This window comes from Streptomyces johnsoniae (assembly GCF_031845565.1).
Taxonomy (GTDB): Bacteria; Actinomycetota; Actinomycetes; order Streptomycetales; family Streptomycetaceae; genus Streptomyces; species Streptomyces johnsoniae.
In genome coordinates, this window is sequence record NZ_JAVREV010000001.1 from 158968 (window position 1) to 184533 (window position 25566).

General features: G+C 71.6%; 27 protein-coding genes and 3 tRNA genes. 6 read left to right on the forward strand and 24 right to left on the reverse strand.

Translation table 11 applies throughout. The features are described 5' to 3' along the window. The first annotated feature begins 62 nt into the window (after positions 1–62). Entirely contained in the window at positions 63–248 is a 186-nt protein-coding gene (gene rpmB / locus RM779_RS00685) for a 50S ribosomal protein L28 (protein WP_028435377.1), read from the forward strand. Positions 249–278: 30 nt separating this feature from the next. Here rpmB and thiD read toward each other — a convergent pair whose 3' ends face one another. Next, positions 279–1094, reverse strand: coding sequence for a bifunctional hydroxymethylpyrimidine kinase/phosphomethylpyrimidine kinase (thiD, locus tag RM779_RS00690; RefSeq protein WP_311614642.1), 816 nt, complete (start codon positions 1092–1094; stop codon positions 279–281). Positions 1095–1150: 56 nt separating this feature from the next. Beyond that, positions 1151–2113 (reverse strand): thiamine-phosphate kinase, encoded by a 963-nt coding sequence (locus RM779_RS00695; RefSeq protein ID WP_311614644.1) that lies wholly within the window; start codon positions 2111–2113, stop codon positions 1151–1153. Between the two features lie 135 nt (positions 2114–2248). Here RM779_RS00695 and RM779_RS00700 point away from each other — a divergent pair, with 135 nt between their 5' ends. Further along, a complete protein-coding gene (locus RM779_RS00700; protein WP_077058620.1) occupies positions 2249–2482 on the forward strand; it encodes an Lrp/AsnC family transcriptional regulator in 234 nt (77 codons plus the stop codon). A gap of 19 nt (positions 2483–2501) precedes the next feature. After that, positions 2502–3005: a DUF3515 domain-containing protein gene (locus tag RM779_RS00705; protein ID WP_311614647.1), complete on the forward strand. Its 504-nt coding sequence runs from the start codon at positions 2502–2504 to the stop codon at positions 3003–3005. 43 nt (positions 3006–3048) lie between these two features. Here the strand turns inward: RM779_RS00705 and RM779_RS00710 are convergent, their stop codons facing one another. The 3 genes from RM779_RS00710 to RM779_RS00720 are packed head-to-tail and all read right to left on the reverse strand — an operon-like array spanning position 3049 to position 5986. After that, positions 3049–4191: a D-alanine--D-alanine ligase family protein gene (locus tag RM779_RS00710; RefSeq protein ID WP_311614649.1), complete on the reverse strand. Its 1143-nt coding sequence runs from the start codon at positions 4189–4191 to the stop codon at positions 3049–3051. Between the two features lie 35 nt (positions 4192–4226). Beyond that, complete coding sequence (locus RM779_RS00715; RefSeq protein ID WP_311614651.1) at positions 4227–5228, reverse strand: NAD(P)H-dependent glycerol-3-phosphate dehydrogenase; 1002 nt, start codon at positions 5226–5228, stop codon at positions 4227–4229. Continuing rightward, positions 5225–5986, reverse strand: a complete 762-nt coding sequence (locus RM779_RS00720; protein ID WP_311614653.1) for a lysophospholipid acyltransferase family protein — start codon at positions 5984–5986, stop codon at positions 5225–5227. The genes RM779_RS00715 and RM779_RS00720 overlap by 4 nt, the downstream gene beginning before the upstream one ends. Positions 5987–6212: 226 nt before the next feature. On the opposite strand from RM779_RS00720, the gene cofC reads away from it, so the two are divergent. Further along, the gene (gene cofC / locus RM779_RS00725; protein ID WP_311614655.1) at positions 6213–6869 is read left to right on the forward strand and encodes a 2-phospho-L-lactate guanylyltransferase; all 657 of its coding nucleotides are present in this window, start codon (positions 6213–6215) and stop codon (positions 6867–6869) included. Here the strand turns inward: cofC and RM779_RS00730 are convergent. From RM779_RS00730 to leuC, 5 genes are all read right to left on the reverse strand, one after another. Beyond that, on the reverse strand, positions 6841–7044 hold the full coding sequence (locus tag RM779_RS00730; RefSeq protein ID WP_077058626.1) for a hypothetical protein: 204 nt from the start codon (positions 7042–7044) through the stop codon (positions 6841–6843). The genes cofC and RM779_RS00730 overlap by 29 nt on opposite strands. An 86-nt stretch (positions 7045–7130) precedes the next feature. Next, positions 7131–7721 (reverse strand): HU family DNA-binding protein, encoded by a 591-nt coding sequence (locus tag RM779_RS00735; protein WP_077058627.1) that lies wholly within the window; start codon positions 7719–7721, stop codon positions 7131–7133. A 125-nt stretch (positions 7722–7846) separates the two neighbouring features. After that, the gene (locus RM779_RS00740; RefSeq protein WP_311614658.1) at positions 7847–8101 is read right to left on the reverse strand and encodes an SCO5555 family protein; all 255 of its coding nucleotides are present in this window, start codon (positions 8099–8101) and stop codon (positions 7847–7849) included. 124 nt (positions 8102–8225) lie between these two features. Further along, complete coding sequence (gene leuD, locus RM779_RS00745) at positions 8226–8822, reverse strand: 3-isopropylmalate dehydratase small subunit (RefSeq protein ID WP_311614659.1); 597 nt, start codon at positions 8820–8822, stop codon at positions 8226–8228. Between the two features lie 3 nt (positions 8823–8825). Continuing rightward, a complete protein-coding gene (leuC, locus tag RM779_RS00750; protein ID WP_311614661.1) occupies positions 8826–10250 on the reverse strand; it encodes a 3-isopropylmalate dehydratase large subunit in 1425 nt (474 codons plus the stop codon). 163 nt (positions 10251–10413) lie between these two features. On the opposite strand from leuC, the gene RM779_RS00755 reads away from it, so the two are divergent. Then, the gene (locus tag RM779_RS00755; RefSeq protein ID WP_311614664.1) at positions 10414–11142 is read left to right on the forward strand and encodes an IclR family transcriptional regulator; all 729 of its coding nucleotides are present in this window, start codon (positions 10414–10416) and stop codon (positions 11140–11142) included. Positions 11143–11184: 42 nt separating this feature from the next. Here the strand turns inward: RM779_RS00755 and RM779_RS00760 are convergent, their stop codons facing one another. Beyond that, the gene (locus tag RM779_RS00760; RefSeq protein WP_311614666.1) at positions 11185–11667 is read right to left on the reverse strand and encodes a DUF4188 domain-containing protein; all 483 of its coding nucleotides are present in this window, start codon (positions 11665–11667) and stop codon (positions 11185–11187) included. 123 nt (positions 11668–11790) lie between these two features. Here RM779_RS00760 and RM779_RS00765 point away from each other — a divergent pair, with 123 nt between their 5' ends. Continuing rightward, the gene (locus tag RM779_RS00765) at positions 11791–12471 is read left to right on the forward strand and encodes a MerR family transcriptional regulator (protein ID WP_311614668.1); all 681 of its coding nucleotides are present in this window, start codon (positions 11791–11793) and stop codon (positions 12469–12471) included. An 18-nt stretch (positions 12472–12489) separates the two neighbouring features. Here RM779_RS00765 and RM779_RS00770 read toward each other — a convergent pair. The 13 genes from RM779_RS00770 to RM779_RS00830 all read right to left on the reverse strand — a co-directional run bounded on the left by RM779_RS00770 (position 12490) and on the right by RM779_RS00830 (position 25175). Then, positions 12490–12562: transfer RNA gene (locus tag RM779_RS00770), tRNA-Glu, on the reverse strand. Between the two features lie 27 nt (positions 12563–12589). Then, positions 12590–12662: transfer RNA gene (locus RM779_RS00775), tRNA-Glu, on the reverse strand. A 19-nt stretch (positions 12663–12681) separates the two neighbouring features. Beyond that, a tRNA-Gln gene (locus RM779_RS00780) sits at positions 12682–12753 on the reverse strand. 142 nt (positions 12754–12895) lie between these two features. Then, positions 12896–14380, reverse strand: a complete 1485-nt coding sequence (gene gltX / locus RM779_RS00785) for a glutamate--tRNA ligase (RefSeq protein WP_311614670.1) — start codon at positions 14378–14380, stop codon at positions 12896–12898. Next, the gene (locus RM779_RS00790; protein WP_311614672.1) at positions 14364–15146 is read right to left on the reverse strand and encodes a fumarylacetoacetate hydrolase family protein; all 783 of its coding nucleotides are present in this window, start codon (positions 15144–15146) and stop codon (positions 14364–14366) included. Before RM779_RS00790 ends, gltX begins: the two co-directional genes overlap by 17 nt. A gap of 75 nt (positions 15147–15221) precedes the next feature. Further along, complete coding sequence (locus tag RM779_RS00795; protein WP_077058635.1) at positions 15222–15815, reverse strand: GTP-binding protein; 594 nt, start codon at positions 15813–15815, stop codon at positions 15222–15224. Then, on the reverse strand, positions 15796–16440 hold the full coding sequence (locus RM779_RS00800) for a DUF742 domain-containing protein (RefSeq protein WP_311614675.1): 645 nt from the start codon (positions 16438–16440) through the stop codon (positions 15796–15798). The genes RM779_RS00795 and RM779_RS00800 overlap by 20 nt, the downstream gene beginning before the upstream one ends. Before the next feature lie 102 nt (positions 16441–16542). Further along, the gene (locus RM779_RS00805; RefSeq protein WP_311615446.1) at positions 16543–16956 is read right to left on the reverse strand and encodes a roadblock/LC7 domain-containing protein; all 414 of its coding nucleotides are present in this window, start codon (positions 16954–16956) and stop codon (positions 16543–16545) included. A 10-nt stretch (positions 16957–16966) separates the two neighbouring features. Beyond that, positions 16967–19801 (reverse strand): nitrate- and nitrite sensing domain-containing protein, encoded by a 2835-nt coding sequence (locus RM779_RS00810; protein ID WP_449657291.1) that lies wholly within the window; start codon positions 19799–19801, stop codon positions 16967–16969. Positions 19802–20096: 295 nt separating this feature from the next. Next, positions 20097–20690 (reverse strand): GTP-binding protein, encoded by a 594-nt coding sequence (locus RM779_RS00815; RefSeq protein WP_077058638.1) that lies wholly within the window; start codon positions 20688–20690, stop codon positions 20097–20099. After that, positions 20671–21081, reverse strand: a complete 411-nt coding sequence (locus RM779_RS00820) for a DUF742 domain-containing protein (RefSeq protein WP_394813203.1) — start codon at positions 21079–21081, stop codon at positions 20671–20673. The genes RM779_RS00815 and RM779_RS00820 overlap by 20 nt, the downstream gene beginning before the upstream one ends. 70 nt (positions 21082–21151) lie before the next feature. After that, on the reverse strand, positions 21152–21565 hold the full coding sequence (locus RM779_RS00825) for a roadblock/LC7 domain-containing protein (protein WP_062206445.1): 414 nt from the start codon (positions 21563–21565) through the stop codon (positions 21152–21154). 22 nt (positions 21566–21587) lie between these two features. Then, positions 21588–25175: a sensor histidine kinase gene (locus RM779_RS00830; RefSeq protein WP_311614680.1), complete on the reverse strand. Its 3588-nt coding sequence runs from the start codon at positions 25173–25175 to the stop codon at positions 21588–21590. Between the last annotated feature and the right edge of the window lie 391 nt (positions 25176–25566).

Genomic DNA, 25566 nt, shown 5'->3' on the forward strand with positions numbered 1-25566 from the left:
TGGGTCCCACGTACGTTTCCGTCTCCCCGTTCCGGCGGGGTGACCTGTCTTTGGAGTGACCCGTGGCTGCCAACTGCGATGTCTGCGGCAAGGGGCCGGGCTTCGGCAACAGTATCTCCCACTCGCACCGCCGTACCCCCCGCCGTTGGAACCCCAACATCCAGCGGGTGCGTGCCGTGGTCAACGGGACGCCGAAGCGCCTGAACGCCTGCACCTCGTGCATCAAGGCGGGCAAGGTCTCGCGCTAGGCCCTCGGCCGCTTCCAGCCGGTCCACCGGTCACGGTGGGCCGGCTTCTTGCGTGCCCCGGGCCATGCGGTGACCGTGGTCGACGGGCCCGATGCCCGCGCCGAGCGGGAAGCCCGCGGCGATGGCGCCGGTGACGTAGTCCTTGGCCGCCCCGACCGCCTCAGGCACGGAGTCGCCGTGCGCGAGCCTGGCCGCGATCGCCGAGGCGAGGGTGCAGCCGGTGCCGTGCGTGTGGCGGTTGTCCTGCCGCGGGGCGCGCAGCCAGTGCTCCGACGTGCCGTCGGTGAGCAGGTCCACGGCGTCGCCCGCCAGGTGGCCGCCCTTGATCAGGGCCCACCGCGGGCCCAGGGCGAGCACCGCGGCGGCCGCGCGGCGCAGGTCCGCCTCCCCCGTCACGCGCACGCCGGTCAGCTGCGCGGCCTCCGCCAGATTGGGCGTGGCGACGGTGGCGGCCGGAAGGAGTTTGGTGCGCACGGCGTCCAGTGCGTCGGTGGCGAGCAGGGTGTCGCCGTGCTTGGAGACGCCGACCGGGTCGACGACCACCGGTGCGCCCGTGGCGGCCAGCAGACCCGCGACGGTCTCCACCAGCTCCGCCGAGGCGAGCATGCCGGTCTTCACGGCCTGGACGCCGATGTCGTCGACAACGCTTCGGTACTGCGCGGTCACGGCCGCCGCGGGCAGCTGCCAGGCGCCCTGCACGCCCAGCGAATTCTGCGCGGTGACGGCCGTGATGACGCTCATCCCGTGCGTGCCGAGCGCGAGCATCGTCTTCAGGTCGGCCTGGATGCCCGCGCCACCGCCGGAGTCGGAGCCGGCGACCGTGAGCACGCGTGGAGGAGCCTGCATGGATACGACAGTACCCACCCCGGTCGGCGGCTGCCGGGCGGGGAACGGCGGTGCGCTCAGGAGCCGAAGTGGTCCCAGCCGCCGGCCTTGTCCCAGGCGGCGCCGTCGACGGTGACCGGCGGGGCCGTTCTGCCGCGGGCGGGCAGCACCTCGCCGATCGTCCGCCAGCGGGCGGGGAGTTTGGTCTCGGGCGGGAACACGGCGACCAGCGCGTGGTCCTCGCCGCCGGTGAGGACCCAGTGCAGGGGATCGACGCCGACGGCCTGCCCGATGTCGGACATCTGCGCGGGGACGTCGAGGGAGGCGGAGGAGAGGTCGATGCGGACCTTGCTGCCCTGGGCGATGTGCCCGAGGTCGGCGACGAGGCCGTCGCTCACGTCGGTCATCGCGGTCGCGCCGAGCGCCGCGGCGGCCGGGCCCGCCTCGTACGGCGGTTCCGGCCTGCGGTGCGCCTCGACGAACGCGCGGGGCGAGCGGAACCCGCGGGAGAGCACCGCGTGTCCGGCGGCGGACCAGCCGAGCCAGCCGGTGACGGCCACCACGTCGCCCGGCCTGGCCCCCGTCCTGGTGACGGGTTCGCGGCCGGCGAGGTCGCCCAGGGCCGTGACCGCGATGGTGACGGCGTCGCCGCGGACCACGTCACCGCCCGCGACGCCCGAGCCGGCGACGCGGCACTCGTCGCTGATGCCGTCCATCAGCTCCAGGGGCCAGGTGGCGGGCAGTTCGGCCGGGACGACGAGCCCGACCAGGACGGCGGTGGGCACGGCGCCCATGGCGGCGACATCGGCCAGATTCTGCGCGGCCGCCTTGCGGCCGACGTCGTAGGCCGTGGACCAGTCGCGGCGGAAGTGCCGCCCTTCCACCAGGAGATCGGTGCTCGCGACGACCCGCCGGTCCGGGGCGGCGACCACCGCCGCGTCGTCGCCCGGGCCGAGCCGCACCGCGGGGGCACCGCTGATCCGGGACGTCAGCTCCCGGATCAGCCCGAACTCCCCCAGCTCCCCCACACTGCCCTTCACTCAGCTCTCCTCATGCTCGTCTCGCCGCCCGTCCGCCGGTCCGCCGTGGCCTCAAGGCGACCCCGGCATCTCCCGGTGCTGGTCATGACGCGCTACGGTAGCGCCCCCACTCCTCGAAGCCGCTGTGGAGGACCCGTGGTACAGGCGTACATCCTGATCCAGACCGAGGTGGGCAAGGCGTCCACCGTGGCCGACGTCATCTCCAAGCTTCCCGGGGTACTTCAGGCCGAGGACGTCACGGGCCCCTACGACGTCATCGTGCGCGCGGAGGCGAGCACCGTTGACGAACTGGGCCGTCTCGTGGTCGCGGAGGTGCAGCGCGTGGCCGGAATCACACGCACTCTGACCTGCCCGGTCGTTCATCTGTGACACCCCGTATGCTCGCCGGGTGAGTCCAACCGTACGCCGTGTTCCGCCGGTCGTCTGCGCCGTGCTGATCGCCACCGCGTGCACCTCCGCCGACCAGGGGCCGCGGATCGAGCCGCCCGCCCCGGTCGGCGAGGCCGCGGACGCGTGCCGCGCGCTCACCGCGGATCTGCCGGAGCGGGTGGACGGGGCGGAGCGCGGCGAGCCGGACCGGGAGAGCCCGTTCACGGCCGTGTGGGGCGATCCGGAGATCGTGCTGCGCTGCGGCGTCGACGAGCCGCAGGTGCTGACGCCCGGCAGCGAGACCTACGACCCGGTGGGCGCCGAGTTCGTGGGCGTGAACGAGGTGTCCTGGCTGCTGGAGGAGGAGTCGGACGGCGCGCGGTTCACCACGGTCGAACGCGAGGTGTTCGTCGAGATGACCGTTCCCGACTCCTACGCACCCGAGGTCAACCCGCTGCTGGACGTGGCCACGGCGATCGACGGGCACATACCGCTCGAAGCGCTGTACGCCGACCCGGAGTAGCGCGCGGTACGCCGCCCCGGGCCGGCCGCGGGCCGAGGCGGCCTCAGCGCAGGCCCGTGGGGCGGCACAGCGCCGCCTGGATGAGCCGGTCGACCAGCTCGGGGTAGTCGACGCCGGTGGCCTGCCACATCCGCGGGAACATCGAGATCGGGGTGAAGCCCGGCATGGTGTTGATCTCGTTGATGACAAACTCGCCGTTTTCCTGGAGGAAGAAGTCCGCGCGGACCAGGCCCTCGCAGGACACGGCGTCGAACGCGGCCACCGCCAGCTCCCTGACCCGCGCGGTCTGCTCCTCGGTGAGCGGCGCGGGAACGATCCCCTCGGCCGAGTCGATGTACTTGGCCTCGAAGTCGTAGAAGTCGTGGCTGGAGACCGCCGGGATCTCGGCGGGCACACTGGCGCGCGGGCCGTCCTCGAACTCCAGCACGCCGCACTCGATCTCCCGGCCCGTCAGCAGGGATTCCACGATGACCTTCGGATCGTGACGCCTGGCCTCCTCGACGGCCGCGTCCAGCCCGTCGAGCCCCGTGACCCGGGAGATGCCCATGGAGGAGCCGGCGCGGGCCGGCTTCACGAACAGCGGCCAGCCGTGCTCGGCGGCGAAGTCCACGATCTGCGCGCGGGCGGCGGCCGGATCACGTTCCCATGCGCGGGGCCTGATGACGGTGTACGGGCCGACGGGCAGGCCGTAGGAGTCGAAGACCCGCTTCATGTACTCCTTGTCCATACCGACGGCGGAGGCGAGCACGCCGGCGCCGACGTACGGCACACCGGACAGCTCCAGCAGGCCCTGGAGGGTGCCGTCCTCGCCGTAGGGGCCGTGCAGCAGCGGCAGGACGACATCGACCTCGCCGAGGTCCTTGGGCACCGAACCGGCCTCGGCGTACACGACCTCGCTGCTGCCCGCGTTCACCGGCAGCAGCACCCCGCCGGTGCCCGGCTCGGCGATGTGCTCGACGCTGGGCAGCCTGCGGTCCGCGATCGCCATGCGGTCGGGATCGTCGGCGGTGAGGGCCCAACGGCCGTCCGTGGTGATGCCGATGGGCAGCACGTCGTAACGGGTGCGATCGATGGCCCGCAGCACGGCACCTGCGGTGACGACGGAGATGGCGTGCTCGGAGCTGCGCCCGCCGAACACGACGGCGACGCGGGGCTTGGGGTGCTGAGGAGTGGACTCGCTGCTCATAACCCCCTGAGGCTACTCCGAGGCGGGGGCCGGAGTCAGCGATGCTCGGCCTTGGCGGTTCGCGCCATCAGCTCCTTCACGGCGGTCTGCGGGGAAGTGCCCTCGTGAACGATGCCCACCACCGTTTCCGTCAGCGGCATGTCGACCCGGTGGCGGCGCGCCAGGTCCAGCACGGAACGGCAGGACTTGACGCCTTCCGCGGTCTGCTTGGTGACGGCGATGGTCTCCTGGAGGGTCATGCCACGGCCGAGGTTGGTGCCGAAGGTGTGGTTGCGGGAGAGCGGCGAAGAGCAGGTGGCGACGAGGTCGCCCATGCCGGCGAGGCCTGCGAACGTCAGCGCGTCGGCGCCCATCGCCAGGCCGAGGCGGGTGGTCTCGGCCAGCCCGCGGGTCATCAGGGACGCCTTGGTGTTGTCCCCGAGACCCATGCCGTCGGCGATGCCGACCGCGAGGGCGATGACATTCTTGACGGCGCCGCCGAGTTCGCAGCCGACGACATCGGTGTTGGTGTAGGGGCGGAAGTACGCGGTGTGGCAGGCCGTCTGGAGTCGCCGGGCGACGGACTCGTCGCGGCAGGCGACCACGGAGGCCGCGGGCTGGCGTTCGGCGATCTCGCGGGCGAGGTTGGGGCCCGACAGGACCGCGACGCGGCCGGGGGCGACACCGGCGACCTCCTCGATGACCTCGCTCATGCGCTTGGCGGTGCCCAGCTCGATCCCCTTCATCAAGGAGACGAGCACGGTGTCCGCGGGCAGCAGTCCTGCCCAGCGGGCAAGGTTGCCGCGCAGAGTCTGGGACGGCACGGCGAGCACGGCGAAGTCCGCGCCGCTCGCGGCCTGTGCCGGATCGGTGGTGGCCCGCACGCCCGAGGGGAGGCGGACCCCCGGCAGATAGTCCGGGTTCTCCCGGGCGGCGTTGATGGCCTCGACGGGCTCGGGGCGGCGGCCCCAGAGCGTCACGTCGCAGCCGGCGTCCGCGAGGACCATGGCGAACGCGGTCCCCCAGGAGCCGGTTCCGTAGACGGCGGCACGTGTCACTCCGCTTTCTCCTCCTCGGATGCGCTGGAATCGCCGCCCAGCTCGGGCGTGGTGCTGCGGTGCACGAATCGCTCGTCGGGTACGGGCTCGTTCCGCACGTCGGCGAGCAGCGCGGTGATGGCATCCATGATCGTGTCCGTGACGTCGCGCAGCACCTCGGTGGTCGGCTCTATGCCGTAGAACTTGCCGAGGTCCACCGGCGGTCCCGCGACCACGACGAGCGTCTTGCGCGGGAAGAGGCGCAGGCGCCTGCTCCCGGCGTAGGGGGGCATCACCTCGTGGGCGCCCCACTGGGCGACCGGGATGACGGGCGCGCGGGTCAGCAGGGCGACGCGGGCAGCGCCCGTTTTGCCCTCCATGGGCCACAGCCCGGGGTCGCGGGTGAGCGTGCCCTCGGGGTAGAACGCGACGCACTCGCCGCGGTGCACCGCCTCCACGGCGGCCCGGAAGGCGTCGGCGGCGTCGGAGGAGTTGCGGTAGACGGGGATCTGTCCGGTGCCGCGCATGAACCTGCCGACCACGCCCGTGTGGAACAGGGCCACCTTGGCGAGGAATCTGGGGACGCGGCCGGTGTTGTACTGGAAGTGTGCGTAGGAGAGCGGGTCGAGATACGAGTTGTGATTCACCGCGGTGATGAATCCCCCCTCGGCGGGAATATGCTCCATTCCCCGCCAGTCTCGGTTGAACAGCGCCAGCAGCGGCGGTTTAACGAGAAAAGCGGCCAATCGGTACCAGAAGCCGATTCTGCGGCGAGACACTCGGACACCATCTCCTCTTGCACTGCTGCGGCGCGGTCCGCTGCGGACAGCCGCACAAGTGTCGCCCCGGGGTCTGGGGCTGTCCAGCGGACGGCCTGCCCGCCAGGACGATCCCTTTGCACCCTAATGCGCAGCCTTCCGGCGCGACCCGGAGGGCACCGGAAGGCGTGGGCCGCGGGCCCGGGGCGCCCGCCGCGTCCGGGGCTCACGGGAGGAGAATGGCGGGATGCGTGACACCAGGTGGTCGCTGATCGTTCCCCTCAAGCCGCTGCGGCTGGCCAAGAGCAGGCTGGCGGCGGTTGCCGGGAACGCGCTGCGGCCTTCGCTCGCGCTGGCCTTCGCCGAGGACACGGTCGGTGCCGCGCTGGCGTGCGCGGCGGTGCGGGACGTGACCGTCGTGACGGACGACCCGCTCGCCGCGCGGCGGCTTGCCCCCGCGGGGGCGCGGATCGTGCCCGACGTGCCGGGCCGCGGCCTGAACGCGGCGCTGGCGCACGGCGCGGAGGCCGTCAGGGCGGCGGCGCCCTCCGTGGCGGTGGCCGCGCTGAACGCCGATCTGCCCGCGCTGCGCGCCGCGGAGCTGGCGCGGGTGCTGGCCGCCGCGGGCGGACACCGGCGAAGCTTCCTCGCGGACGCGGCGGGCGTGGGGACGACGCTGCTCGCCGCGGCGCCGGGGGCGGCGCTCCAGCCGGAGTTCGGCGGGGCCTCCCGGGCCGCACACCGGGCGTCGGGCGCGGTGGAGCTGACGCTCGAGGGCGTGGACAGCGTGCGGCAGGACGTGGACACGGGGGCGGATCTGCGGGCCGCGCTCGCGCTGGGGGTCGGGCGGCACACCGCGGCGGGTGCGCGCCGCCTCACAGCGTCTGCAGTGTCACCAAGGTGATGTGGCGGGACTCGCCCTCGCCCGCCACCTCGATCCGCACGCGCTGTCCCGGCCGCAGCAGGAGCAGGCCGCCGGCGTCGAAGGCATCGGCGGCGAAGTCGACGGGCGTGCCGTCGTCCAGCAGGACACTGCCGGAGCGGGTCGCGGGGTCGAAGGTGTACGCGGTGGCCTGCATGCGGCGAGCCTAGCGGGCGTGCCGCGGGCCGGGAACGGCCGCGGGCCGGGCTCCCGGTGAGGAGTCCGGCCCGCTGGGCCCCCTGGTCACTTCCGACGCGAGGTGGCCTTCTTGGCGGTGGTCGTACGGGACGATGCCCGCTTGGCCGGCGCCTTCTTGGCCGTGGTCTTCTTCGCCGGCGCCTTCTTGGCGGTCGACTTCTTGGCAGTGCTCTTCTTCGCCGGCGACGCCTTCTTCGCCGTCGCCTTCTTTGCCGCGGAGGTCTTCTTCGCGGTGGTCTTCTTCGCCGCCGACGCCTTCTTGGCGGTGGCCTTCTTCGTCGTCGCCTTCTTGGTGGTCGTGCCACCGGAAAGGCTGCCCTTGGGGGCCTTCTTCACCGCGACGTCGTTCTTCGGCAGCTTCTTGGTCCCGGCGACCAGATCCTTGAACCCCTGACCGGCGCGGAAGCGGGGCACCGAGGTCTTCTTGACCCGGACCCGCTCGCCGGTCTGAGGGTTCCGCGCGTACCGGGCGGGCCGGTCGACCTTCTCGAACGAGCCGAAGCCCGTCACGGAGACCCGCTCACCGGCGACCACCGCGCGGATGATCGCGTCGAGCACGATATCGACCGCGTCGGCCGCCTGCTGGCGGCCACCGAGCTTGTCGGCAATCGCTTCTACGAGTTGCGCCTTGTTCACGTCTTCCCCTTCGCAGGCCTTGCTGGAACGAATGTGTTCAAGCTTTTTCGCACGTTAGGCAGATATATTCCGCAAATCAAACGCGAAACGGGCGAATCACCCTTGTGTCGCAACGAACTCGACCATCACGGACTTCCGTCACGCTCGCCGGCCGGCCGGCCCGCCGGAAGCCGCCCCGCGTCAACGTCCTCCATCAGCCGGTCCAGACGGCGGGCGGCTCCAGGCAGGTCGTGCTTGGTGGCCGCGGTGATGATCAGCAGCTTCCGGGTGAGGGCCTGCCGTACATCCTCAGGCACTTGCAGGGCCCGCACCGCGCGGTGCGCGTCCCTCAGTCGAGCGGCGACGCGGTCGTAGAGTTCGAGTTGACCGTCGCGTTCCATGCGGCCGATTGTGCCACCTTGGGCCTGTTATCGCCCCCTAAGCCCTCAACGCCCGTGTCGTGACGGGCTGTCAGCGAAGATGCCCCCGCCGGCGGGGCCGGCGGGGGCATCTGGTGACGGTCACTCAGACTGCTTGTTTCGTAAGGGGTTTGTGGCCGGGGCGGCGGGATTCGTAGGCGGCGATCGCGTCCTCGTCCTGCAGCGTGATGCTGATGTCGTCAAGCCCTTCGAGCAGGCGCCAGCGCGCATTCTCGTCGAGGTCGAATCCGGCGTCGACGCCCTCGGCGCGCACCTTGCGGTCGACCAGGTCCACGGTGACCTCGGCGGTCGGGTCGCTCTCGACCAGCCGCCACAGCTCCTCGACGGTCTCCTGCGGCAGCATGACGGTCAGCAGGCCGTTCTTCAGCGAGTTGCCGCGGAAGATATCGGCGAAGCGGGCGGAGACGACCGCCTTGAAGCCGTAATTCTGCAGGGCCCACACGGCGTGCTCGCGGGAGGAGCCGGTGCCGAAGTCGGGTCCGGCGATCAGCACCGAGGCGCCCCGGTGCTCCGGCCGGTTGAGCACGAACTCCGGGTCCTTGCGCCACGCCTCGAAGAGGCCGTCCTCGAAGCCGTCCCTGGTGACCCTCTTCAGCCAGTGGGCGGGAATGATCTGGTCGGTGTCGACATTGGAGCGGCGCAGGGGAACGGCCCGCCCGGTGTGGGTGGTGAACGCTTCCATGACTCAGACCTCCACGGCGGTCGGGACGTCGGCCAGGTCGGCCGGGGACGCGAGGTGGCCGGCGACCGCGGTGGCGGCGGCGACCTGCGGCGAGACGAGGTGTGTGCGCCCGCCCTTGCCCTGCCGGCCCTCGAAGTTGCGGTTGGAGGTGGAGGCGCAGCGCTCCCCGGGCGAGAGCTGGTCGGGGTTCATCCCCAGACACATCGAGCAGCCCGCGTGCCGCCATTCGGCGCCGGCCGCGGTGAACACCTTGTCGAGCCCTTCCTCGACGGCCTGGAGGGCGACCCGGACGGAGCCGGGAACCACCAGCATCCGCAGCCCGTCGGCCACCCGGCGGCCGTCCAGGACGGCGGCGGCCGAGCGCAGATCCTCGATGCGGCCATTGGTGCAGGACCCGACGAAGACGGTGTCCACGGCAATGTCCCGCAGCCGCCGCCCGGGCTCAAGGCCCATGTACTCCAGCGCCTTCTCCGCGGCCAGCCGCTCGCTCGGGTCCTCGAAGGCCGCCGGGTCGGGCACGGACCCGGACAGCGGCAGGCCCTGGCCGGGGTTGGTGCCCCAGGTGACGAACGGGGCCAGCTCACGGGCGTCGATGACGACCTCGTGGTCGAAGACGGCGTCGTCGTCGGTGCGCAGCGTCCGCCAGTAGTCCAGCGCGGCATCCCAGTCGGCGCCCCCGGGCGCGTGGTCCCGCCCCTTCAGGTAGGCGAAGGTTGTCTCGTCCGGGGCGATCATCCCTGCCCTGGCCCCCGCCTCGATCGACATGTTGCACATGGTCATCCGGGCTTCCATCGACAGCTTCTCGATGGCCTCGCCGCGGTATTCGATGACGTGGCCCTGGCCGCCGCCGGTACCGATCCTGGCGATCACGGCCAGGATCAGGTCCTTGGCGGTGACGCCCTCGGGCAGCTCGCCGAGCACCGTGACCGCCATGGTGCGGAACGGGGCCATGGGCAGCGTCTGGGTGGCCAGCACGTGCTCCACCTGACTCGTGCCGATCCCGAACGCCAGCGCGCCGAAGGCACCGTGCGTGGAGGTGTGGCTGTCCCCGCACACCACCGTGGTGCCCGGCTGGGTCAGCCCGAGCTGCGGGCCGACCACGTGCACGACGCCCTGCTCGACGTCGCCCAGCGGATGCAGGCGTACGTCGAACTCCGCGCAGTTTTTCCGCAAGGTCTCCAACTGCGTGCGGGACACCGGGTCGGCGATGGGCTTGTCGATGTCGAGGGTCGGGGTGTTGTGGTCCTCGGTGGCGATGGTGAGGTCCGTGCGCCGCACCCGCCGCCCGCTCTTGCGCAGCCCGTCGAACGCCTGCGGGCTGGTCACCTCGTGCAGCAGGTGGAGATCGATGTAGAGGAGATCGGGCTCTCCCGCCACGCGCCGGACGACATGGTCGTCCCAGACTTTCTCCGCCAGTGTCCGTCCCATCGCTTTTCCTTCCGGGCTCGCAGCCGGTCTGATGGCCGCCGTCCGTTCCCCTCGCACCGGACGGTGAGCGGCCCGGCCGTGACGCGGGTCGCGGGCACCAGACTGACTCGTCCCCACGAAAATTGAGCTTGCGTTTCACACTGTGAGACGCGAATATCGTTGCATGGACAACTCTAGCGGCGACTCCAGCGGCGTGGGCGTACTCGACAAGGCGGCCCTGGTACTGGGAGCCCTGGAGTCCGGACCAGCCACGCTGGCCGGGCTGGTCGGGGCCACCGGGCTGGCCAGGCCCACCGCGCACCGCATGGCCGTGGCTCTCGAGTATCACCGGCTGCTGGCCCGGGACATGCAGGGCCGCTTCGTGCTCGGCCCGCGCCTGGCCGAGCTGGCCGCCGCGGCCGGCGAGGACCGGCTGCTCGCCGCGGCCGGGCCCGTGCTGACGCAACTGCGCGACGTGACCGGGGAGAGCGCCCAGCTGTACCGGCGGCAGGGCGACATGCGGATCTGCGTGGCCGCGGCCGAGCGGCTCTCCGGGCTGCGGGACACCGTGCCCGTGGGCTCCACCCTGCCGATGAAGGCCGGCTCCGCCGCCCAGATCCTGCTGGCCTGGGAAGAGCCGGAGCGGCTGCACCACGGCCTCCAGGGAGCCCGCTTCACCGCCACCGCGCTCTCCGGCGTGCGGCGCCGCGGCTGGGCGCAGTCGATCGGCGAACGGGAGCCGGGCGTCGCCTCCGTCTCCGCCCCGGTGCGCGGCCCGTCCAACCGCGTGGTCGCCGCCGTCTCCGTGTCCGGGCCGCTCGAGCGGCTGACCCGCCACCCGGGCCGCATGCACGCCCAGGCGCTGCTGGACGCGGCGGGCCGCCTCACCGACGCGCTGAAGCGCAACGGCTGACCCGGCCCGCCTCCGGGCACCCGCCTCGGACGCCGAAGCGCCTCAGCGGGCCAGCCGCTCGGCCGCCCGGTTGCCCCGGCGCCCCACCGGTATGACGCCGGTGGCCGCCCCCAGGCCGAACGACGGCATGTTCACATAGACCGACTCGTAGGCCCCGGCCGGGACCAGATAGGTCTCGTGCCAGAAACCGACCTTGCCGCGCCCGGCCCGCAGCCTGCGATTGAAGGCGCTCCAGGCCGGCTGATGCACCTTGTCCGGCGCGGACGCGTACGCCAGCAGCTTCTCGCGGGACGACCAGTACTGCACGATCGTGACATCCCGCAGGCCCCCGCACAGCATACGGAAGCCGAGCAGTCCGCTCTCCTCGTCCCGGGACAGCTCCCTGAGCATGGGCGGCATCGCCATGAAGACCGGCCACCAGCTCCGCAGCGCCCGGAAATTGTTGATCCGCATGCCGATCAGAAAGACCGTGACGTCCCCCTCGGCAGCCGCCGTCATGCGCCCTTCGGCAATCTTGCCCGTCATCCCGCACCTCACTCCGCTCTCGCTCGGCCCTCACCGACCGTCACCGACACTCATTGGATAGCTTCACTATCCATGATTGGATAGTGCCACTCTCCCACCCAAAGCGCAAGGGGCATTCGGAACGTGCGACTGGCCGAGCTGAGCGAACGCAGCGGCGTCTCGACCGCGACGATCAAGTACTACCTGCGGGAAGGGCTGCTGCCGCCCGGCCGGCGGGTCACCGCGACCCAGGCCGAGTACGACGAGGAGCACCTGCGCAGGCTGCGCCTGGTCAGGGCGCTCGTCCAGGTCGGCCGGGTACCGGTGGCCACCGCGCGGGAGGTGCTCACCGCGGTGGAGGACGAAACGGCCGGCCAGGTCGACCGGCTGGGCGCGGCCGTCGGCTCCCTCCCCCACGGCCCCGCCCCGGCCCCGGCGGACCCGGCGACCGCCGCCGCGGAGCACACGGCCGAGGAGGTGCTGCGCCTGCTGGGCTGGGGCCACCACCCGGAGAATCCCGCGCACGGCATGCTCGTCTCCGCTCTCGCCGCGCTCGGCCGCCTCGACTACCCCTGCGGCATCGAGCACGTGCTGCCCTACGGCCGGGCGGCCGCGACCATCGCCGAGCACGAGCTCGCGGTGATCGAGGATCTCGACGCCCCGACCACCCAGCTGGAGGCGGCCGTTGCCCTCACGGTGCTGTACGAGCCGGTGCTGCTCGCCCTGCGCCGGCTGGCCCAGGCGCGGGAGGCGGGCCGCCGCTTCGGAAGCGGAACGGAAACGGAAACGAACGACGGCCCCCCGCACGAGGCGGAGGGCCGTTGATGATCACGAGTGACCGAGTACCCCCGACCGGATTCGAACCGGCGCTACTGCCTTGAGAGGGCAGCGTGCTAGGCCGCTACACAACGGGGGCTTGCTCAGGCCCGGAGTCCCGGACCAGTACCCCCGACCGGATTCGAACCGGCGCTACTGCCTTGAGAGGGCAGCGTGCTAGGCCGCTACACAACGGGGGCTCGATCTTGTGAAAGACCGCTGGGGTACCAGGACTCGAACCTAGACTAACTGAACCAGAATCAGTCGTGCTGCCAATTACACCATACCCCACCAAAACGCAACCCCACGCGGGGGTATTGCTCGGGTGGCCGCTCGGTGACCCGGACTTGCGTCCTGCCCTTGCGACGCGCCAAACAATACCCGATCGAGAACGGTGCCCCAAAACGAGATCCGCTCCCGGCCGCGCGGCGCCTCAGCCGGAGAGGCGGGCCAGAGCGTCGTCGATGCGCGCCAGGGTGCGTTCGCGGCCCAGGGTTTCCAGCGATTCGAAGAGCGGCAGCCCCACCGTGCGGCCCGTCACCGCGACCCGGACCGGGGCCTGGGCCTTGCCGAGCTTCAGCCCGTGCTCCTCCCCCGCCGCGGTCACCGCGGCCTTGAGCGCCTCCGCGGCCCACTCCCCGGCCGCCGCGAGACGCGCCCGCGCCGTCGCCAGCACGGCCTCGGCGCCCGGCTTCATCGCCTTGTTCCACGACTGCTCGTCGCGAACCGGCTCACCGAGGAACAGGAAGTCGACATTGTCGGTGATGTCGGACAGCACCGTGACGCGGGTCTGGGCAAGCGGCGCGAGCGCCGCGAACGCCGCCGGGTCGAAGTTCTCCGGCTTCCAGGGGGCGTGCGGGGCGCGCAGCCACGGCTCGCAGGCCGCCGTGAACTCCTCGACGGTCAGGTGCTCGCGGATGTGCGTGGCGTTGATCGCCTCGGCCTTCTTCAGGTCGAAGCGCGCCGGGTTGGCGTTCACCGCGTCGATGTCGAACGCGGCGACCATCTCCTGGAGGCTGAAGACATCCCGGTCCTCGGCGAGCGACCAGCCGAGCAGCGCCAGGTAGTTGAGCAGGCCGCCGGGCAGGAAGCCGCGGTCCCGGTAGAGGTTGAGCGAGGACTGCGGGTCGCGCTTGGAGAGCTTCTTGTTGCCCTCGCCCATGACGTACGGCAGATGCCCGAACGCGGGCACCCCGCCCGGCCCGACGCCGATGTCCGCCAGCGCCCGGTACAGCGCGATCTGCCGCGGGGTGGAGGACAGCAGGTCCTCGCCGCGCAGCACGTGCGTCACGCCCATCAGCGCGTCGTCCACCGGGTTCACGAGGGTGTACAGCGGCGCCCCGTTGGCGCGGACGATGCCGTAGTCCGGCACGTTCTCCGGGGTGAACGTCAGCGTGCCGCGGACCAGGTCGGTGAACGTGATCGGCTCGTCGGGCATCCGGAAGCGGACGATCGGGCTGCGGCCCTCCGCCACGTGGGCGGCGACCTGTTCATCCGTGAGGGAGCGGCAGGTCCCGTCGTAGCCCGAGGGGCGGCCGGCCTTCCGCGCGGCCTCCCTGCGGGCCTCCAGCTCCTCCGCGGAGCAGTAGCAGCGGTAGGCGTGGCCGGCGGCGAGCAGCCGCTCGGCGACGTCCGCGTACACGTCCATCCGGAGGGACTGCCGGTACGGCCCGTGCGGGCCGCCGACCTCCGGGCCCTCGTCCCAGTCGAGGCCGAGCCAGCGCAGGGAGTCGAGCAGCGCCTCGTAGGACTCCTCGGAGTCCCGCGACGCGTCGGTGTCCTCGATGCGCAGCACCAGCGTGCCGCCGTGGTGCCGCGCGAACGCCCAGTTGAACAGGGCGGTGCGGACCAGGCCGACGTGCGGATTGCCGGTCGGCGATGGGCAGAAACGGACGCGAACTTCAGTCACGCTTGACAACCTTGTTGGTGAGAGTGCCGATGCCTTCGATGGTGACGGCGACCTCGTCGCCGACGTGGAGCGGGCCGACGCCCGCCGGGGTGCCGGTGAGGATGACGTCCTGCGGCAGCAGGGTCATCGACTCGGTGACGTGCACGATCAGATCCTCGACGGTGCGCACCATCTCGCTGGTGCGGCCGAGCTGCCGCTGCTCGCCGTTCACGGTGCACATGATCGCGAGGTCGGCCGGGTCGAGGTCCGTCTCGATCCACGGGCCGAGCGGGCAGGAGTGGTCGAAGCCCTTGGCACGCGCCCACTGGCCCTCCCGCCGCTGCACGTCGCGGGCGGTGAGGTCGTTGGCACAGGTGTAGCCGAGGATCACGTCCCTGGCGCGCTCGCGCGGCACGTCACGGCACAGCCTGCCGATGACGACGGCCAGCTCCGCCTCGTGGTGGACGTCGGAGGAGATCCTGGGGTAGGCGACCGGGTCGCCGTGGCCGACGACCGACGTGGAGGGCTTGAAGAAGGTCACCGGCACGTCGGGAACGGCGTTGCCCAGCTCGGCCGCGTGCTCCCGGTAGTTGCGGGCGACGGCCACGATCTTGCTGGGCAGCACGGGCGGCAGCAGCCTGACCTTGCTCAGGGGCACCCGTCGGCCCGACCGTTCGAACGCGGCGAACGGATGGCCCTTGATGATGTCGAGGACCGGCTCCCCGCCCTGGTCCCGGTCGGCCTCCACCACGCCGAACCCGACCGTTCCGTCAATGGAGAATCTGGCGATGCGCACGGCGCCAAGACTAACCACCGCGTCGGACGGCCGGCCCCCCGGACGGCGGGTCCGGGGGGCCGCGGCGGCGCGGGGTCAGCGCAGGCGCGCCATCAGCGCGTGTTCGACGAGGGTGATCAGCCCGCTCTTGGCCTCCGTGCGGTGGCGGGCGTCCGTGGTGATGATCGGCGCGTCGGGGCCGATCTGGAGTGCCTCGCGCACCTCTTCCGGCGAGTACGGCTGATGGCCGTCGAAGCCGTTCAGCGCGATCACGAACGGCAGTCCGCTGTTCTCGAAGTAGTCGACCGCCGGGAAACAGTCCGCCAGCCGCCGCGTGTCCACCAGCACGATCGCCCCGATCGCGCCGCGGACGAGGTCGTCCCACATGAACCAGAAACGGTCCTGCCCCGGGGTGCCGAACAGGTACAGAATCAAGTCCTGATCCAGCGTGATACGGCCGAAGTCCATCGCCACCGTCGTGGTGGTCTTGCCCGCCGTGTGCGTCAGATCGTCGATCCCCGCCGACGCCGACGTCATCACCGCCTCCGTCCGCAGCGGGTTGATCTCCGACACCGACCCCACGAACGTGGTCTTCCCCACGCCGAACCCCCCCGCAATCACGATCTTCGCGGAGGTCGTGGAGCGGGACGGCGCGGTGAGACCGGCGTCGTTAGAGCTTGCGAAGTCCACTGAGCACCCTTTCGAGCAACGTCACATCTGGCTGGCCGCCGGGCTCTGCGTCGTGGCCCGGCTGATGAATGGCGACGAGCCCGGCCTCGGCGAGATCGGCCACCAGAATCCGCGCCACCCCCAGCGGGATGGCGAGCAGTGCGGACACTTCGGCGACGGACTTGACCTCGTAGCACAGCTGGCAGATCCGCTGGTGCTCGGGCAGCTGGCCGTGCAGCTGCGCCGGCTCCGCGGTCGTGCTCACCAGCGCCTCGATCGCCAGCTGGTAGCGCGGCCGGGTCCTGCCGCCGGTCATCGCATACGGGCGCACCAGCGGCTGCGGGGCTTCGCCTTCGCCCGGGCGCCGGGGGCGGCCCGGCTGCCGCGCCTGCGGCGGCGGCTGCGGGCTCCACTCCTCGCGCTCGGGCTGGCCGGGTCCGTTGCCTCCTGAGGGCGGGCGGCCGGCGCCGGGGGGAGGTGTGCGCCGAGCCTCGGGCTCCGGGCCCGGCCGCGGCGGGGGCGCCGCCTGCGGCTCCGGCACGGGCCGCTGGTGTCCGCCGCTTGGCGCCGAAGGGAAGTTGAAGCGCCCGCTGCGTGGCTGCGGCGGGTACTCATTGCCGTAAGGTCCGCCTGGGGGCGTTGCCACAGTTCCTCCTCCGACTGCCTTTGCTATCCGCGGCGACCGCGTTCAGTGCCTCACCATGTCGGCACCTTATGGTGCGCGGCCCCAATCCGCACAAGTCGTCTGCTAGTTGAGCAGGGTCCCTTGGAGCTCCGCTCGCAGGTCGGGCGTCAGCACCGTACCGGCACGGTCGACAAGCAGCGCCATCTCGTAACCGACCAGACCGATATCGGCCTCCGGATGCGCAAGCACCGCCAACGACGAACCATCCGAAATAGACATGATGAAGAGGAACCCCCGCTCCATCTCCACCACCGTCTGATTCACCGCACCACCCTCGAAGATCCGCGACGCACCCGCCGTCAACGACGTCAGCCCCGAAGCCACCGCCGCCAACTGATCAGCACGATCCCGCGGAAACCCCTCGGACAACGCCAGAAGAAGACCATCGGCCGACACCACCACCGTGTGCGACACCCCCGGGGTGTTCTCCACAAAACTGGTGATCAACCAGTTCAGGTTCTGCGCCGCCTGGCTCATCGGGCTCACACTAACGCTCCTGATCGTCGTTTCGCGTGCCGCGGCCCGTACGTGCGCCGCGGCCCTGCTGTACACCGCGGTGCAGGCTGCTCAGCCGCCCACGGACTTCCGTCGGGTCCCGTGACACCTGCGGCCCGCCCGCGGCGGGCTCCGAGGCCGGGTGCTCCGTGAGGTTGGCCCGGGGCACCCGCTTGGGGAGGCCCGAAGAGGTCGTGCCGCCCGTGCGCTCCTCCCGGCGCGGCCCCCGGTCCCACTGGGTCTCTGCCGGTGCCTGCGGAGCCGGGGGCTCTTCCCGCAGTCGCTGTGCCGGTTCCTCCTCGGGCTGCTGCCACTGTCGTTCGCGCCGGGGAAGCCCCGCGCTGGTCGTCGACTCGTATCCCGTCGCGACCCGGTCTGGTGGACTGAAGCCTACGCGGTGCGGGCCGTTCCCGGGACCACCCAGGGGGTTATCCGCGGGCGGCGGGAAGGTGCCGAACCCGGGCTGTGCCGTGGCCGGTTCATGCCGGGTGGGCGGCGGGCCCAGCGGTGTCCGCGGGCCGGGATCGGCCCGGGGGGCCTCGCGTATCCGGTCGAGGTCGGCGCGGCCCAGGCGCACGGTGTCGCCGGTGACCTGCGGCACCTCGTACCTGGAGTCGTCGAAGCCCAGCTCCGCGGCCGTGCGGGCGCCGGCCTCCAGATCCGCCTGCGTGATGTGCTGCCCGTGGGGCGCGATCCGCGAGACGGTGAACTCCTCGGGCGCCTGCGCGGGAACGGGGGCGCTGCCGCCGTGGGTGATCCGTTCGGGCAGCATCACCAGCGAGGTGGTGCCCGACTGCTCGCCCGAGGGGCGCAGCTGGACCCTGATGCCGTGGCGCTCGGAGAGGCGGCCCACCACGTAGAGCCCCATGCGCCGCGAGACGGCGGCGTCGACGGCGGGCGGGTCGGCGAGCCGCTTGTTGATCTCGGCGAAGTCCTCCTGGGTGAGGCCGATACCCTTGTCGTGGATCTCGATCATGATGCGGCCGTCGGGCAGGCGGGTCGCGGTGACCCTGACCTTGGTCTGCGGCGAGGAGAACGTGGTGGCGTTCTCCAGCAGCTCCGCGAGGAGGTGCACCAGGTCGTTGACGACCGAGCCGTGGATGTCGCATTCGGGCACGCCGGACAGCTCGATGCGGGCGTACGCCGCCACTTCCGAGGCGGCGGCGCGCATGACGTCGACGAGCGCCACCGGCTGGTTCCACCGGTGCTCGGGCTCCTCGCCCGCGAGCACCAGCAGATTTTCGCCGTTGCGGCGCATGCGGGTCGCCAGATGGTCCAGCTTGAACAGGTGCTCCAGCTGCTCGGGATCGGCCTCGTTGTTCTCCAGCTCGCTGATCAGGCTGAGCTGCCGCTCGATGAGGCCCTGGTTGCGGCTGGAGAGGTTGGTGAAGATGGCGTTGACGTTGCCGCGCAGCAGGGCCTGTTCCGCCGCGAGGCGGACGGCCTCGCGGTGGACCTGGTCGAACGCGCGGGCGACCTCGCCGATCTCGTCCTGGCTGTTGATGCGGATGGGGACCACGCGGGTGTCCACGTCGCCCGGCCTGGTCCGCGAGAGCTGGTCGACGATGGCCGGCAGCCGCTGCTCGGCCACGTCGAACGCGGCCCCGCGCAGCCGGCTCATGTTGCGGCTCATCGACCTGGCCATCAGCGAGGCGAGCACGACGGCGATGATCAGGGAGCCGAGGACGACCGCGGCGTTCACGATCATGTCGCGGCGGGCGGTGGCGGCGATGTCGTGCGCCTCGTCCAGCGCGGCGTCGACCAGGTCGCGTTCGATGGTGCGGTACGCGTCGAACTCCGCGGTCGCCGCCGTGAACCAGCTCTGCTCGGTGACACCGTTCGCCGCGAGCGCGTCGGCGTCGCCGCCCGCGCCGATGAGCGAGACCATCTCGGCGAGTGCGGGGGCGTCGGGCGCGTTGCTCGCGACGCTCTCCGCGGCCCCGGCCATCGCCTCGGAGAGCCGCTGGGTGTCCTCCTCGGTGCCCGCCGAGGCGTACTCGGCCTGGGCGATGCGCTCCAGATAGGCGTAGGAGCCGAAGGCGGTGAGCTGAAGCTCGGTGGCCTCGGCGCCGGGTCCCGGCGCGACGATGAGGTGGGTGCCGATGGCGCGCTGGAGGGAACTGGCGGCCTTGGCCAGGGAAATGGCGTAGACGGTACGGCCGTAGGAGGTGACGTTGCCGGTGCCGAGGCCGAGTTCGTTCGCGAGCGACATCAGGGGGTGCTGGACGTCGACGTACCCCTCCTCGGTCTCCACGCCCGGCAGTTCCTCGGTGTACGCCTGCTCCCTGAGCGCGTCGAGATGCGGCTCGGCCTCGGCGATGGCGTCGAGGCGGCGTTCGAGGTTGTCCGTCTGCGGGGCCTCCTCGACGCGGGCCCGGAACTCCGCGCGCGCCTCGTCCGTCCTGGCGCGCACCTCCGCCACGGCCGGATCGTCCCTGTTGCCGCGCAGCAGCGCGGCGGCGGAGACGTCGCGTTCGTCGATGAGGGCGTGCGCGTAGGCCGTGGAGGCGCGGACGAGCTCGGCCGTGCGTTCGGCGTCGTCGGCTTCCTGCCAGGTGTCGTACGCGCCGTAGACGCGGAAGCCGCCCAGGACGAGGCCGACCAGCACGGGTATGAGCAGGATCGCGTACAGCTTGGTGGCCACCCGCCAGTTGCGGGGGGCGAGTCTGGAGCCGGTGGCCGCGGGCGCGGCGGAGTCGCCGGGGGCCTCTCGGGCACCCGGCGGCGGTGTGAAGTTGCCCCGTCCTGACGCCCGGGACGGGCCCGGTTCTGCCGTTGTCTCGGGGGTCGCGCGCTTGCGCCTCACTGGGCTCTCACCTCTCGGCATCGGCTCTCGGCGTCGGCGGGCCGCCGCTGCCGACGGTCACGACTGCGGAGTTGCCAGGATTCCAGCACGTCGGGAGATGACTTTCCAATCCCCCGCGGGCCGCAGATTTCGGCCGGTCGCGGCCGCACGAAATCGGGCATTGTGGTCGAGGGACGCAAATAGCCGGAGTTTCGTATGCGGAGAGGCACGGATCACTCGCGAGGCGTACCCATTCGGTGCGCAATACGCAAAAGAATGTTGGCACGGTCGGCAGAGGACGTGTTGAAGAACACAGACGGAGCGGCGCGGGGAGGAGTCAGTGCAACCTGGCCAGCAACGCGTGTTCGACGAGGGTGATCAGTGCACTCTTGGCCTCCGTGCGGTGGCGGGCGTCCGTGGTGATGATCGGGACGTCGGGGCCGATCTGGAGTGCCTCGCGCACCTCTTCCGGCGCGTACGGCTGATGGCCCTCGAAGCCGTTCAGCGCGATCACGAACGGCAGTCCGCTGTTCTCGAAGTAGTCGACCGCCGGGAAACAGTCCGCCAGCCGCCGCGTGTCCACCAGCACGATCGCCCCGATCGCGCCACGGACGAGGTCGTCCCACATGAACCAGAAACGGTCCTGCCCCGGGGTGCCGAACAGGTACAGAATCAAGTCCTGATCCAGCGTGATACGGCCGAAGTCCATCGCCACCGTCGTGGTGGTCTTGCCCGCCGTGTGCGTCAGATCGTCGATCCCCGCCGACGCCGACGTCATCACCGCCTCCGTCCGCAGCGGGTTGATCTCCGACACCGACCCCACGAACGTGGTCTTCCCCACCCCGAATCCGCCGGCGATCACGATCTTCGCGGACGTCGTCGACTGGGAGGGAGCCGGACGGCCCGCGGCGCTAGAGCTTCCGAAGTCCACTGAGCACCCTTTCGAGCAACGTCACATCTGGCTGGCCGCCCGGCTCGGCGTCGTTACCGGGCTGGTGGATGGCGACGAGCCCGGCCTCGGCGAGATCGGCCACCAGAATCCGCGCCACCCCCAGCGGCATGCCGAGCAGTGCGGACACCTCCGCCACCGACTTCACTTCCAGGCACAGCTGGCAGATCCGCTGGTGCTCGGGCAGGAGCCCCTGGAGCTGCACCGGCTCGGCAGTCGTGCTCACCAGCGCCTCGATCGCCAGCTGGTAGCGCGGCCGGGTCCTGCCACCGGTCATCGCATACGGACGTACCAGCGGCTGGTCGCCGTCGTCGTCGTACGAGCCGTAATGATGCTGAGCGCCGTACGAGCCCTGCGAGGGTGGCGGGGTGATCATAGCTCCTCCGAGCATTACATGAGGTCGGCGAGGCGGATGGTGGTGCTCATGTGGGGGGAGCTGGGGGTCAGTTAAGCAGACTTCCTTGAAGCTCGGCCCGGAGATCAGGCGTCAGCACCGTACCGGCACGGTCGACAAGCAGCGCCATCTCGTAACCGACCAGACCGATATCGGCCTCCGGATGCGCGAGCACCGCCAACGACGAACCATCCGAAATAGACATGATGAAGAGGAACCCCCGCTCCATCTCCACCACCGTCTGATTCACCGCACCACCCTCGAAGATCCGCGACGCACCCGCCGTCAACGACGTCAGCCCCGAAGCCACCGCCGCCAACTGATCAGCACGATCCCGCGGAAACCCCTCGGACAACGCCAGAAGAAGACCATCGGCCGACACCACCACCGTGTGCGACACCCCCGGGGTGTTCTCCACAAAACTGGTGATCAACCAGTTCAGGTTCTGCGCCGCCTGGCTCATCGGGCTCACACTAACGCTCCTACTACTGGTACGTGGGGCCGAAGCCCCGGTCCGTGCGGTCGGCCGAAGTACCGGCCTGGCGCCCCTGCTGAATGCCCCTGCGGAGGTTGGTCAGCCGGCCCCTTACGTCGTCGGGCCGACGGGAGACCTGCGGGCCCGTGGGTGCGGCCTGCGACTGTGACTGGGCGGCGCCCGCGACCAGGTTGGCGCGCGGGACCCGCCGTGGCAGGCCCGACGTGGTCACGCCGCCGGCGGTCGGCTGGCGCAGCTGCTCGGCCTGGCGCCAGCGTTCGTCGTTGGGCGACGCGCGCCACGGCGCTCCCGGCTCCCCTGGACCCGCCGCGGCGCGGGCCGGCGGCTGTTGCGGGTACTGCGGCTGCTGCGGCGGCTGCTGCTGGGGGACGGCCGGTACGGGGTCCTGCCGCGGGGCGGGTGGCGGCGCGGGGGCTGTGGGGGGAGGCCCCGCCTGCTCGCCGGGAGGAGCGGAAGGCGGCGCGGGAGCTCGGCGCAGGCCGAACCACGTCGACTCCATCTCCTCGAAGATCGGGGTGCGTTCGGAGACGCGTTCCTGCGCGGCCGCGGGCAGCGGGTCGCTCAGCTCGTCGGGCCGGCGCGGCTGCTGCGGCGACTGCTGCTGCTGCGGGGCCTGCGGCGCGTAAGGGCTGCGGGTCTCCTGCGTCTGGTGCGGCTGCGGCTGGTGCGGCTGCCGCTGCGGCGGCTGGCGGAAGTCGGAGCCGACCGGGTACTCGCCGGTGTCCTGCGGCGACTGGGCGGGCGCCTCGGCACCCGGCATGGGAAAGCCGAACTCGGTGGTCTCGTCCGGCTCCTGCCGGCGCTGCTGCCGGTGCCCGAACGCCGACGACATCGGCGAGTGCCCAGGCCCGCCGGTCGCCCCGACGTAGCCGGGCCTGGCGTACTCGCCGGTCGACTCGGCCTCGTCGTGACCGCGTGGCCCGTCCGCGGCGTCCCTGGCGACGGGTATTCGCCCGCTGTCCTCCGCGCCGGACGCCCAGCTCGGCCGCCCGCCCGCGCCCGCCGAGGGCGCCTGCGGCTGCCGCGGCTCGTTCGGCGCGACGGGTGCGGGGGCAGGTGCGGGGTCGTGCGACGGCCGAACGGGGGCAGGGCCGCGGCTCCTGTCCCGCGCCGGGGGCGGTCCCTCGGCGGAGACGAACGGCTCGCGCGCCGCGTCCTGATCGCGTTCACCGGACCCGGACCCGGACCCGGGCCCGGTGGGTCCGCCGGGGCCGACGGGGCGGGAGGGCAGTGCGGGGCGGTCCTGCCCGCCGCCGACCTGCCCGCGGGTCTGCTGTTCCGCGGTGCGCTCCAGGCTGCGGTTCCAGCCGGGCAGCTGCGCGGTGTCGGGCCCGGGGCCGCGGCCGGAGTCGCCCGGCCTGGCGCGGGCGGCGGGCGCCTCGCGCTGCAGCGTCGCGGTCGCCGGGCCGCCCGCGGGGCCCCCGGTCGGCCGGGGCCGGCCCGGGCCCTGGGCGACATCGGCGGGCAGCATGACCAGGGCGGTGGTGCCGCCGGAGTCGGAGGGCCGCAGCTGTATGCGGATGTTGTGGCGCAGGGACAGGCGGCCGACCACGAACAGGCCCATGCGCCGGGAGACGGAGACGTCCACCGTCGGCGGGTTCGCGAGCCGGTCGTTGATCTCGGCCAGGTCCTCGGGCGACAGTCCGATGCCGGTGTCGTGGATTTCCACCAGGACGCGGCCGTCGGGCAGGGCGTGGCCGGTGACCTTGACCTTCGTCTGCGGCGAGGAGAAGGACGTGGCGTTCTCGAGCAGCTCCGCGAGGAGGTGCACCAAGTCGTTGACGACGCGTCCGGCGACATCCGTCTTGGGCACGGCGCTCAGCTCGATGCGCTCGTACTGCTCCACCTCGGAGGCGGCGGCGCGCAGCACGTCGACCAGCGGCACCGGCCGCGTCCACCGGCGGCCCGGCTCCTCACCGGCGAGCACCAGCAGGTTCTCACCGTTGCGGCGCATGCGGGTGGCCAGGTGGTCCAGCTTGAACAGCGAGGACAGCTGGTCCGGGTCCGCCTCGCGCGATTCGAGCTCTGAGATGAGGGACAGCTGCCGCTGGATGAGGCCCTGGCTGCGGCGCGAGAGGTTGGTGAACATCGCGTTGACGTTCCCCCGCAGCAGGGCCTGCTCACCGGCGAGGCGCACGGCCTCGCGGTGCACGTCGTCGAACGCCTGCGCCACCCGGCCGATCTCGTCGCGGGTGTAGGCGCCGACGGACTCGACGTCGGTCTCGACCTCCTCCGGCTCGGCCTCCGACATGCGCTTGACGACCTCGGGCAGCCGCGTGCGGGCGACCTCCTGCGCGGTGTCCTGGAGCCTGCGCAGCGAACGGACCATGGAGCGGGCCACGACGAACGCACCGACGAGCGAGATGCCGAGGACGAGCAGGACGATGGCGCCGTTGATGAAGGAGTCGCGCTGCGCCTCGTCGCGCAGGTCGCTGGCCTGCTTCTCCATCTCGTCGAGCAGGGTGCGCTCGATGCGCTCCATGGCGTCGATCTTCGTGCGGTCCTGCTCGTACCAGTCGCGGTATGAACGGTCCTGGCTGCGGATGCCCTCCTCGGCGGCAAACACCTGGAGGGCGAACTGGTCGGCCTCGACGACGTTGGCGATGCCGCCTTCCAGCGGGTTGAGCAGCTCCTCGACCGCTTCCTCGTCGCCGTAGATGAGGGAGAAGCTGTCCAGCGCGGCCTCCTCGGCCTGCTGGTGGGTGCGGCCGAACCGCCAGTCGCTGTCGGACAGTTCGGCGATCTGGCCGTCGATCTCGTCGCGGGCGAGACCCGCGGTGATGACGGCGCGCTGGATGGAGGCGTGCTCCTTGGCCGAGGAGAACGTGGCCAGCGCGCGCGTGCTGCGGATCATCTCGCTGTTGCTGGTGGCCTGCGCCATGTCCTGCGAGAGGCCGTGCAGCGCGGCGATCAGCTCGTTGTACCGGCTGACGGTCTGCGAGACGTACTCGGGGTCCTCGTAGGCGCCGTTGCGGATCTGGCTGATCTCGTTCAGCCGGGTGCCGATGTCGACCACCGTGGCCTCGACGCTGCGCATGGCCTCGTCGCTGCCGTCGATCTGGAGGCGTGCGTCACTGAACGCGCGGATCGCCTCGTCCGTGCGCTCGCGCGGCCCGGCGACCTCGTCGCTCTTGTCGCTGCGCCCGCTGACGAGGGGGCCGGCCGAGCCGTCACGTTCCTCCTGGAGGGCGGCGGCGAGCAGGGTGGCCTGCTGCGACATGTCCGTGAGCAGCTGCATGTCATCCAGCTGTTCGATGTCGTCCATCGAACCCTGGATGCGCAGTCCGCCCAGGATGGTGGCCGCGACCACCGGCAGGGCGATCAGGGAGACCAGGCGGCTGCTGATGCGCCAGTTGCGCAGGGCGAGCCTGGAGCCCGCCTGGCTCGGACGGGCGGGTGGTGCGGGGGAGTCGGCCGCGTCCTGCGCGGCACGCTCGCGGGAGGGCTCCTCGCCGCCCGCCGCCGCCCGCGCCGGGTCGCCGCCCAGGGCAGGCCCCGCGGAGGAGCTGCGGTTACCTCTGCCGCTCAGCTCCGCATCCCCCGCAGCGCTGCCTTCCCTCTTGAAACGTCCCTGCACTAGCGTCGCAACCTCTGGACCTCAGCGCCCGCCGCACACTGCGGCGTGACGGTCTCGAGCGGGGGCACGCGAGCCCCGTTTCGGTCGTTTGGGCAACCGACGCGTATGTGATCAACCGGTGTGTGACGCTGGTGTGCGCCCTCCACTCAGGAGGCTGACCCGCGGCGGTCCGTGGAATTCCAGCACAGTGGCCGTACTCCAACAAGGGCCAGGAGGGGTCCCGTGACATGTATGACGCTGCGGAGATGCATGATCACGACGGGTACGCGGCAGGTGCGGAGGAAACGGACCTTTACCCGCACGACCGTCACTGAATCAGCACACTCACCACGCAATGCGCGAGGGGAAACATCCGCCTATATCACCCATGGGCACTTCGCCGGAAAAACGA